Origin of the sequence: Pseudomonas sp. MYb541 (assembly GCF_037479595.1) — a bacterium.
In the GTDB taxonomy this organism is placed as follows: Bacteria; Pseudomonadota; Gammaproteobacteria; order Pseudomonadales; family Pseudomonadaceae; genus Aquipseudomonas; species Aquipseudomonas canadensis.
Genome location: NZ_JBBGYS010000064.1, coordinates 25,417 through 33,440, shown reverse-complemented (window position 1 = coordinate 33,440; position 8,024 = coordinate 25,417). Strand labels below are relative to the sequence as shown.

9 protein-coding genes are annotated in these 8,024 nt (G+C 61.6%); 4 read left to right on the top strand and 5 right to left on the bottom strand.

From position 1 onward, the window contains the following. Positions 1-6: 6 nt before the first annotated feature. Positions 7-255, bottom strand: coding sequence for an acyl carrier protein (locus tag WH299_RS28005; RefSeq protein ID WP_123475719.1), 249 nt, complete (start codon positions 253-255; stop codon positions 7-9). Positions 256-484: 229 nt separating this feature from the next. Between WH299_RS28005 and WH299_RS28000 the strand changes: the two genes are divergently transcribed. Beyond that, entirely contained in the window at positions 485-793 is a 309-nt protein-coding gene (locus WH299_RS28000; RefSeq protein WP_122727984.1) for a DUF6124 family protein, read from the top strand. A 184-nt stretch (positions 794-977) separates the two neighbouring features. On the opposite strand, the gene WH299_RS27995 is transcribed toward WH299_RS28000, so the two are convergent. The 3 genes from WH299_RS27995 to WH299_RS27985 form a co-directional block, all read right to left on the bottom strand. Then, positions 978-1,589: a 3'-5' exonuclease gene (locus WH299_RS27995; RefSeq protein WP_122727982.1), complete on the bottom strand. Its 612-nt coding sequence runs from the start codon at positions 1,587-1,589 to the stop codon at positions 978-980. A 25-nt stretch (positions 1,590-1,614) separates the two neighbouring features. Then, positions 1,615-2,091 carry a LabA-like NYN domain-containing protein gene (locus WH299_RS27990; RefSeq protein WP_010206743.1) on the bottom strand — a complete coding sequence of 159 codons (477 nt, stop codon included), beginning with the start codon at positions 2,089-2,091 and terminating at the stop codon, positions 1,615-1,617. Positions 2,092-2,208: 117 nt separating this feature from the next. Then, positions 2,209-2,946, bottom strand: coding sequence for a DUF2076 domain-containing protein (locus WH299_RS27985; protein ID WP_339551912.1), 738 nt, complete (start codon positions 2,944-2,946; stop codon positions 2,209-2,211). A gap of 176 nt (positions 2,947-3,122) precedes the next feature. On the opposite strand from WH299_RS27985, the gene WH299_RS27980 reads away from it, so the two are divergent. Beyond that, positions 3,123-3,782 (top strand): YciC family protein, encoded by a 660-nt coding sequence (locus WH299_RS27980; RefSeq protein ID WP_025999910.1) that lies wholly within the window; start codon positions 3,123-3,125, stop codon positions 3,780-3,782. 40 nt (positions 3,783-3,822) lie between these two features. Beyond that, positions 3,823-4,911 carry an endonuclease/exonuclease/phosphatase family protein gene (locus WH299_RS27975; protein ID WP_339551910.1) on the top strand — a complete coding sequence of 363 codons (1,089 nt, stop codon included), beginning with the start codon at positions 3,823-3,825 and terminating at the stop codon, positions 4,909-4,911. On the opposite strand, the gene hrpB is transcribed toward WH299_RS27975, so the two are convergent. Next, complete coding sequence (gene hrpB, locus WH299_RS27970; RefSeq protein WP_126570775.1) at positions 4,912-7,419, bottom strand: ATP-dependent helicase HrpB; 2,508 nt, start codon at positions 7,417-7,419, stop codon at positions 4,912-4,914. A gap of 177 nt (positions 7,420-7,596) precedes the next feature. Between hrpB and WH299_RS27965 the strand changes: the two genes are divergently transcribed. Beyond that, entirely contained in the window at positions 7,597-8,016 is a 420-nt protein-coding gene (locus WH299_RS27965; protein WP_010206751.1) for a hypothetical protein, read from the top strand. The last annotated feature ends 8 nt before the right edge of the window (positions 8,017-8,024 follow it).

Below are 8,024 nucleotides of genomic sequence, written 5' to 3'. Positions count from 1 at the left end.
GTTGCATCAAAGCAGATTTGAGCGCTCAACAATCAAATCGACAATCTGCTTGATCGTGGTGATGTGATCCCAATCTGCCTGAGTGGCTTGCAGATTGAATTGCCATTTGATCTGCATGACGAAGCAGGTCAGGTCGTCATCAATGATCTTGAAGTCGCGGATGAAATCCGTTTGTTCCGTCACCTGGCTTCGGTCGATGAAGCCAATGATGTCGACGAACAGTTGGATTACTTTTTCGCTGATCTCGGCCCTCATTTAACCGAACTCCTTTCCCCCTGAGTAACTGAATAGATATCAGAGGGCCGTTTTTAAAGGCCAGCAAGACCGGTCGTATTCACTTGCGGGAATTTTCCGAGCAAGTTCTAACCCTCTTGTTACACCGAGACTGCACGACTAACCTGCCTCGCGTCATCGACCCATCGATGACCGGAAGTGCAAGCCGAAATTGACAGAAGGAGCGAGTTAAATAACCTGGAGTTTCGACATGGTCAAAGCAACTTTCGCATCAACTGGCAACGGCGCAGCCTTCCTCAGCGAAGACGCCCTGCTCAACCGCCGCGCCATCGACTACTACCTCAAAGCGTCCTCACCGGATGCGCCCCATTTCATTCTGAACGACAACCTGAGCTTCGAAGACGCCCTCGCCCATGCGGCGGATTTGCTGCATTGCGCGGTGGAGACGGTGCAGGACTCGGCTGAGGTGCTGAGCGCGCAGCAGCGGGCGGTGATGCATTTGGTGGGGATGGCGAAGGGGGTGGTGGATCGGGCGTTGGAGTGTGTGCAGCCACAATAGCCTGACAACCGAGACGTTGTGGTGAGCGGGCTTGCCCCGCGCTGGGCTGCGGAGCAGCCCCAATTAAGGGCGCCGCGTTCTTTCAGTTAGAACGGAGTGTCAGGTTTTGGGGCTGCTACGCAGCCCAGCGCGGGGCAAGCCCGCTCACCACAAAAGCCCGCTCCCACACGGATTTGTGGCGAGCTCAGAACCCGCGATGCTTCTTCAGGTGTTCATTGATCTTCGCCGCCGGCACTTTCTGCAAGGTGCACAGCAGATCATGGGTCAGTTCACGCAAGCCATGGGTCCCGCGCAGTTCCTGGGCCAGGTGGGCCGTGAGGTTGGCGGCCATCTCCGCATCCGCCATCGCCCGGTGAGCCTTGCCGGTGTGGGGCAGTTGGGCGTAGGCGTTCAACGTGCCGAGCTTGTGGTTGGGCGCCGATGGCATCAGGCGACGCGCCAGCAGCAGCGAACAGGCGAACTTCTGCAAACGGGTGCGGCGGATCAGACCCAGCTCAAAGTCCCAGAACTTCTGGTCGAACGCGGCGTTGTGCGCCAGCAACGGCGTGACGCCGACGAACTCATTGACCTCATTCATCACCCGCTCCGCCGGCGGCGCGCTGCGCAGCATGGCGTTGCTGATGCCGGTGAGTTGTTCGATGAACGCGGGCACGTGCACGCCGGTTTTCATCAGGCTCTGGTAGCGGTCCACGATCTGGCCACGCTCAAGGATGACCACCGCGATTTCCGTGGCCCGGCAACGGCTGCTCGGGGTGATGCCGGTGGTTTCAAAGTCGATGACCGCTATACGTTCCAAACCTGTTCCAACTCCGTCTTAGCATTTATTTGAGCAACAACGCGCCTTCGATCGGCACATACCGGCTGGCGGCGCGTATCAATGAATTGGCCGTCAGCCCCGGTACACCATAGGCCACGGCCTCGACGCCATGCTTGTGGATAACCCGGTCGAGCAGCATGTCGAAATCACCGTCGCCGGAGGCCAGCACGATTTCGTCGACGTGGTCGGCGGCGTCCATGATGTCGAGGGTGATGCCCACGTCCCAGTCGCCCTTGGCCGAACCGTCGCTGCGCTGGATGTAGGGCTTGAGTTTTACCGTAAAGCCCAGGTTGCGCAGGATCTGCTGGAATTGCTGCTGCTTGCTGTCGCCACGGTCGATGGCATACGCGTACGCCTCGACTATCTGCCCGCGCGAGCTGATGTCAGCCCACAACGCGGCGTAGTTGAAGTGGCAACCATAGGCCTGGCGGACGGTGTAATAGAGGTTTTGCACATCGGCGAACACTGCAATTTTCTTCACCGCACTTCCTCATGACAGCCAGGCGCCAGGGCCCGGAAAGGGTGCAAGTATGCCAGCCGCGAGAAGGTTTCCGGGAAAAATCAGACCGGGGCAACGAGTCGCCCCGGTCTGGGTGGGTCAGACGAAGGAATCGTCGTCGCCGAAGGAGGAAGAATCGTCGGAATAATCGCTGTCGGCAAAGCTGTCCGAATTGTTGCTGCCCCAGCTGTCGTTGCCGGCGTACTTCTGGTCGTCATTGCCCCAGTTGCCGTTGTCACTGGCAGGCGCTGGCTCCTCACGAATGATTTCTTCCACGACTTGCGGCTGTTGCGAGTTGTGGTTGAACAGGCTGCTGATGCCTTCGGCCAGCAATACACCACCGGCCACGCCGGCTGCGGTTTTCATCGCGCCGCCGAGGAAGCCGCTGCCCACCGGAGCGGCTGGAGCAGGCTGTTGATAATTCTGCTGCGGGGCAGGTTGGCTGAACCCAGGCCGCGCCGGTTCGCGCCAGCCGCCACCAGAAGACGGCGGTGCACTTTGAGCCGACTGCTGATCACGTGAACCGCCGCCGCCAAAGATGCTCGACAGGAAACCGCCGCTGCTCGCCGGAGCAGGCTGTGCGGATTTGGCCCGCTGTAGTTCATCCTGCAATTGCTGGATCTGCTGCGCCTGCTGCTTGTTCTGCGCGTCGAGGCTCTTGAGCGCGTGTTCCTGCACCAGGATCGACTGGGTCATGTAATACCCGGCCGCCGGTTGGCGCGTCATGTGCTCCTTGATCCGCGCTTCGGCCTGGGCGTCGCGGGGGGCTGAGTCCGTTTCGGCTTGTTGCAACCGTGAAAACAGTCCATCGATCAGGGTTTGCTCTTCGCTGTTCATGGCGACCTCGTTAGATTGCCGGTAGAAATCGTGGTCTCGCCTTTAATCAGGCGCCGTCCTAGTTATGGGGGTGTTACGAGTTGTTTCAATGGTCTTTACTCAAGGTTTACGTTTGCTCACCTCCGGTGATGATCGGTTAAAGTGTTGCCCTTGCTTTCAGGCCTGCGATGAACTTGATGAATCCGTTAGACGTGCTGCGCGACTCCTTCCGTTTCACCCAACGCAACCTGGGCGCCATCGTCCAACTGTGTCTGCCGTTGGTGATTTTCGAAGCCCTGCTGCAACAGGTGCTCAACCACGTCGTCGGCCCGGATGCGTTTCCCGGCTACAGCGTGGTGGTGGGGTTGCTGGTGTACCCGCTGTATACCGGCGCGCTGATCCTGTTTCTGGATGCTCGCACCCGTGGCGAGTCGCCGCGCACTAAAGATGTCTGGGCCATGGCCCTTACCCTGTGGCCGCGCTTCGCCCTGCTGACGGCGATGAGCACGCTGCTGATTCTGCTGGGCCTGTCGCTGTATTTCCTGCCGGGGCTGTGGCTGATGGTGGTGCTGGCGTTTGCCGAGTACCTGCTGGTGCTGCGCGGCATGCCGGCGTTGGAGGCGATGAAGGAAAGCTTCCGCCTGAGCCGTGGGCATTTCTGGCTGATCCTGGTGTGCCTGCTGTGCGTGATGACGCCGTTGTGGTTGCTCAAGGGCGCCAGCGTTGCAGCGTATCCAACACCTGCGCCGCTGATTGGCTTGCTGTTGGACAGTGCCCACAGCTTTCTCCAACTGTTTACCAGCGTGGTGCTGTTTCGTTTATTCATGCTGATCGGTGGCGATGCCGACGCGCGGTGATATGCTCCGTGCCACCTCTGAAACGCTATAAGCCGAGCCGATGACCCGTTTATTGCGCATCACCTTGCTGAGCCTGCTGATCGTCGCAGGCTTGCTGACCGCCCTGATCTACAGCCTGACCTGGCGCCCCGAGGCGAAGGAAACCCTGCCGGTGAGCTGCGTCGCGCCGCGTGCGCCGACACTATTGCCGGGGCAGGCGCTCAAGGTCATGACCTGGAACGTGCAATACCTGGCCGGCAAAAATTATGTGTTCTGGTACGACACCTCCGACGGCAGCGGCCCGGACGACCGCCCCACCGTGGAAGACATGGCCGCCAGCCTCGACGAAGTGGCACGGGTCATCCGCGACGAACAACCCGACATCCTGCTGTTGCAGGAGCTCGACGAAAACGCCAAGCCTTCCCACTACCAGGACCAACTGGCCCTTTTGCAGGAGCGCTTGGTCGACCTCTACCCCTGCAGCGCCCAGGCCTTCGACTGGAAAGCCGACTTCGTGCCAAACCTGCACATCTTCGGCAGCGTCGGCCGCAAACTGGCGACCCTCAGCCGTTACCAGATCGAACACGCCGAACGCCTGCAACTACCGGCGCCCGAGGCCAATATCATCAGCCGCCAGTTCCAACCCAAGCCGGCTTTGCTGCTGACTTACCTGCCCTTGAGCGATGGCGGCCAACTCGCGGTGCTCAACACCCGCCTGGATGGCGATGCCCCTGGGCGCAGCGCGGTGCAGGATCAGGTGAAAACTACGGTCAAACTGCTGGATAAATTCGAGGGCCGTGGCACGCCCTGGCTGATCGGCGGGGATTTCAATCTGCTGCCCTTGGGGCAATTCCTACGCCTGGACGCCACCAAACGCGGGCAGTATTCGCCGGACAGCGAGCTGCATTTGCTGTGGGACAAATACCCAATGATCCCGAGCAACAGCCAATCCAGCGGGATTGATCGTGAGAAATGGCTGACGAACTTCCCCAACGACCCAAGCGTAGACGGCCCGGATCGTACGCTGGATTACCTGTTCCACAGCCCGCGGATCAAACGGGTGGAAGCCAAGGTGCGGCAGGAGGATACGTTGCGTATTTCCAACCATTTGCCGGTGATTGCGCGGTTTCTGCTACCTGCCGCCCAGTAGTCACTTGCGCGGTTTGATCCGCGCCGTCGCCTCCGCCACCAGCGGGTCATCCGGCCAATAGTGCTTCGGGTACCGCCCCTTCAAATCCTTCTTCACCTCGGCATAGGTACTGCGCCAGAAGTTCGCCAGGTCCTGCGTCACCTGCACCGGCCGCCGCGCCGGGGACAGCAAATGCAGCTTCACCACTTGGCGCCCTCCAGCAATGCGCGGGGTGTCGGCCAGCCCGAACAATTCCTGCAAACGCACCGCCAGGATCGGCGGCTGTTCGCTGTAGTCCAAACGCACTGACGAACCCGACGGCACTTTCACATGCTGCGGTGCCAGTTCGTCCAAACGTTGGGGCAGTGGCCAGGGCAGCAGGTTGTGCAGGAAGCTGGAGATATCGAGGTTGGCAAAATGGCTCAGGCGCGAGACTTTGCCCAGGTAAGGCATCAGCCAGTGTTCGAGGCTGGCGAGCAAAGCTTTGTCACTGATGTCGGGCCATTCGCTGGTTTTACCGGCGTCGAGTTGGCGCAACAGCATGACCCTGGCCTGCCATTGGCGCAGTTCCGGCGTCCACGGCAGCAGTTCCAGGCCTTTGCGACGTACCAGGTTGACCAGCGCCTGGCTGCGGGCGGATTCGTCGAGGCCGGTCAGCGGTTCGCGGCTGAGCACCAGTTCACCGACCTTGCGTTGGCGTTCGGCGCGCAGGACACCTTCGCGTTCGTCCCAGTCAAGTTGGTCGACATTGCGCACTTGCTCGGCCAGCACCGTGTCGAACAGCGCCGGATCAAAATCCGCCGCCAGGTAGATACGCTCTTCGCGCTGGCCCTGGCGACTGCCCAGGTCGGCGATGACCAGCCAGGCCTGTTTCATCAGGCTGTCGGCTTCGGCGAACAGCGCCGCGCGGCCGTTGGCCAGGCGATATTCGGCACCGCCGGGGCGACGTTGCTGGGCGACGCGGTCCGGGTAGGCCAGCGCCAGCAAGGCACCGAGCCAGCGCGGGTGGTCGGGGTCGGCAACGGCTTGAGTGGCCTGGCCTCTTAAGTAACCACGATATTGTCGCGCCAGTTGCCTGGCCCGCTGCACGCCGCCTTGGGTACCGCGTGCGCGTTCTTCGCCGGACAACAGCGCCAATCGACTGTGCAAATCCGCACCGCCACCGCGCAGGATGTCGCGCTCTCCCAGCAATGCGGCCACATCGCAGGCCGTCGCCGCTAATCCAAAATCCTGCCCGCGCAGCAGCAGATGGGCGATACGCGGATGGGCCGGCAACTCGGCCATCTTCTGCCCATGGGCGGTGAGTTTGTCTTCATTCAAAGCACCGAGGCGCACCAGCAAATCCTGGGCCTGGGCATACGCGGCGGTCGGCGGCACATCCAGCCACACCAGTTGGTTGGGCGTGACACCCCAACGCGCGAGCTGCAAAGCCAGTCCGGCCAGGTCGGCGGCGAGGATTTCCGCACTGCCGTAAGCGGCCAGGCCTTCGTGCTGGTCTTCGGACCACAAGCGATAACACACGCCCGGCTCCAGGCGCCCTGCCCGGCCGGCGCGCTGGGTGGCGCTGGCGCGAGAGATACGTTGGGTATCGAGGCGGGTCATGCCGCTGCCGGGGTCGAAACGCGGCACTCGCGCCAGCCCGGCATCAATCACCACGCGCACGCCATTGATGGTCAGGCTGGTCTCGGCGATGTTGGTCGCCAGCACTACTTTGCGTTTACCGGCGGGTGCCGGATCGATAGCGGCGCGTTGGGCGTTGAGGTCCAGTTCGCCATGCAGCGGGCACAACAACACATCGGTGCGCTCGCCGAGGGCGTCGGCCAGTTGCTGGTTGACCCGACGAATCTCGGCCTGCCCCGGTAGGAAAACCAGCACGCTGCCGGTTTCGTCATGCAGGGCTTCGAGAATGGTCTGCACCACACGCGGTTCGATGAACTCACCGGGCTGGTAAGGTCGGCCCCAGCGCATCTGCACCGGAAACATGCGCCCTTCGCTGCGCAGGATCGGCGCGTCGTCCAGCAGACTGGCCAGGCGTTCGCCTTCCAGGGTGGCGGACATCAGCAGGATTTTCAGCGGTTGATCATCGCGAAACAGTTCGCGGCCATTGAGGCTCAGAGCCAGTGCCAGGTCGGCGTCGAGGCTGCGTTCGTGGAATTCGTCGAAGATCAGCAAACCCACGCCGTCCAGCGCCGGGTCATCCTGCAGGCGGCGGGTGAGGATGCCTTCGGTGACCACTTCGATGCGCGTATTGGGGCCGACCTTGCTGTCCAGACGAATGCGATAGCCGACGGTTTCGCCGACCTTCTCGCCCAGTTCACTGGCCAGGCGTTCGGCCGCCGCACGGGCTGCAAGACGGCGGGGTTCGAGCATCAGGATGGTCTGCCCGGCCAGCCAGGGTTCGTTCAATAACGCCAAGGGCACGCGGGTGGTTTTACCGGCGCCGGGGGGCGCTTCGAGCACGGCTTCATGGCGATTCGCCAAGGCGTCACGCAGTGCAGGTAAAACTTCATCAATCGGCAACGAATTCATACTGGCTCCAAAGCAGAGCGGCGAGTATAACGGCGAACTGCCGGATGCCGACGTTGGTCTGAAAAACACCACCGGCTGCGCCTGGCAACGCGGTCCAAGCCAGCTCCCACATTAGAGCGGTGTTGCTCGGCAGTATTGTCATATAGTCCCGTATCAATCGTGTTCAGGAGAGTTTCCATGCGTATCGCTTCCCGTGTCATTGGCGGTGTCCTCGCCGTCACCCTGCTGAGCCAGTTGACGGCCTGCGGTTCGATCTTCTACCCGGACCGCCGTGGCCAGATCGACGGCAAGATCGACCCGACCATTGCCGTGCTCGACGCCGTGGGCCTGCTGTTCTATGTGATCCCCGGCCTGATCGCGTTCGGCGTGGACTTCGCCACCGGCGCTATCTACTTCGAACCGGGCAAGACCGCCCAGGTCGATCCGCAGAAACTCCACGAAGCCATTGGCGCCGACGGCAAGGTCGACAACGCCAAGCTGCAAAGCATCATCCAGAAAGAAACCGGCCGCAGCCTGCCGCTCGACGACCCGCGCATGATCCAGTTCAAGGGCAGTGTGCAACAGCTCGCCAGCCTGGGCCTGCAACCCGCCGCTTAAGGATCCGA

Coding starts and splice junctions, on each gene's coding strand:
- WH299_RS28005 (WP_123475719.1), bottom strand. CDS start 255: ATGAGGGCCGAGATCAGCGAAAAAGTAATCCAACTGTTCGTCGACATC.
- WH299_RS28000 (WP_122727984.1), top strand. CDS start 485: ATGGTCAAAGCAACTTTCGCATCAACTGGCAACGGCGCAGCCTTCCTC.
- WH299_RS27985 (WP_339551912.1), bottom strand. CDS start 2,946: ATGAACAGCGAAGAGCAAACCCTGATCGATGGACTGTTTTCACGGTTG.
- WH299_RS27980 (WP_025999910.1), top strand. CDS start 3,123: ATGAATCCGTTAGACGTGCTGCGCGACTCCTTCCGTTTCACCCAACGC.
- WH299_RS27975 (WP_339551910.1), top strand. CDS start 3,823: ATGACCCGTTTATTGCGCATCACCTTGCTGAGCCTGCTGATCGTCGCA.
- hrpB (WP_126570775.1), bottom strand. CDS start 7,419: ATGAATTCGTTGCCGATTGATGAAGTTTTACCTGCACTGCGTGACGCC.
- WH299_RS27965 (WP_010206751.1), top strand. CDS start 7,597: ATGCGTATCGCTTCCCGTGTCATTGGCGGTGTCCTCGCCGTCACCCTG.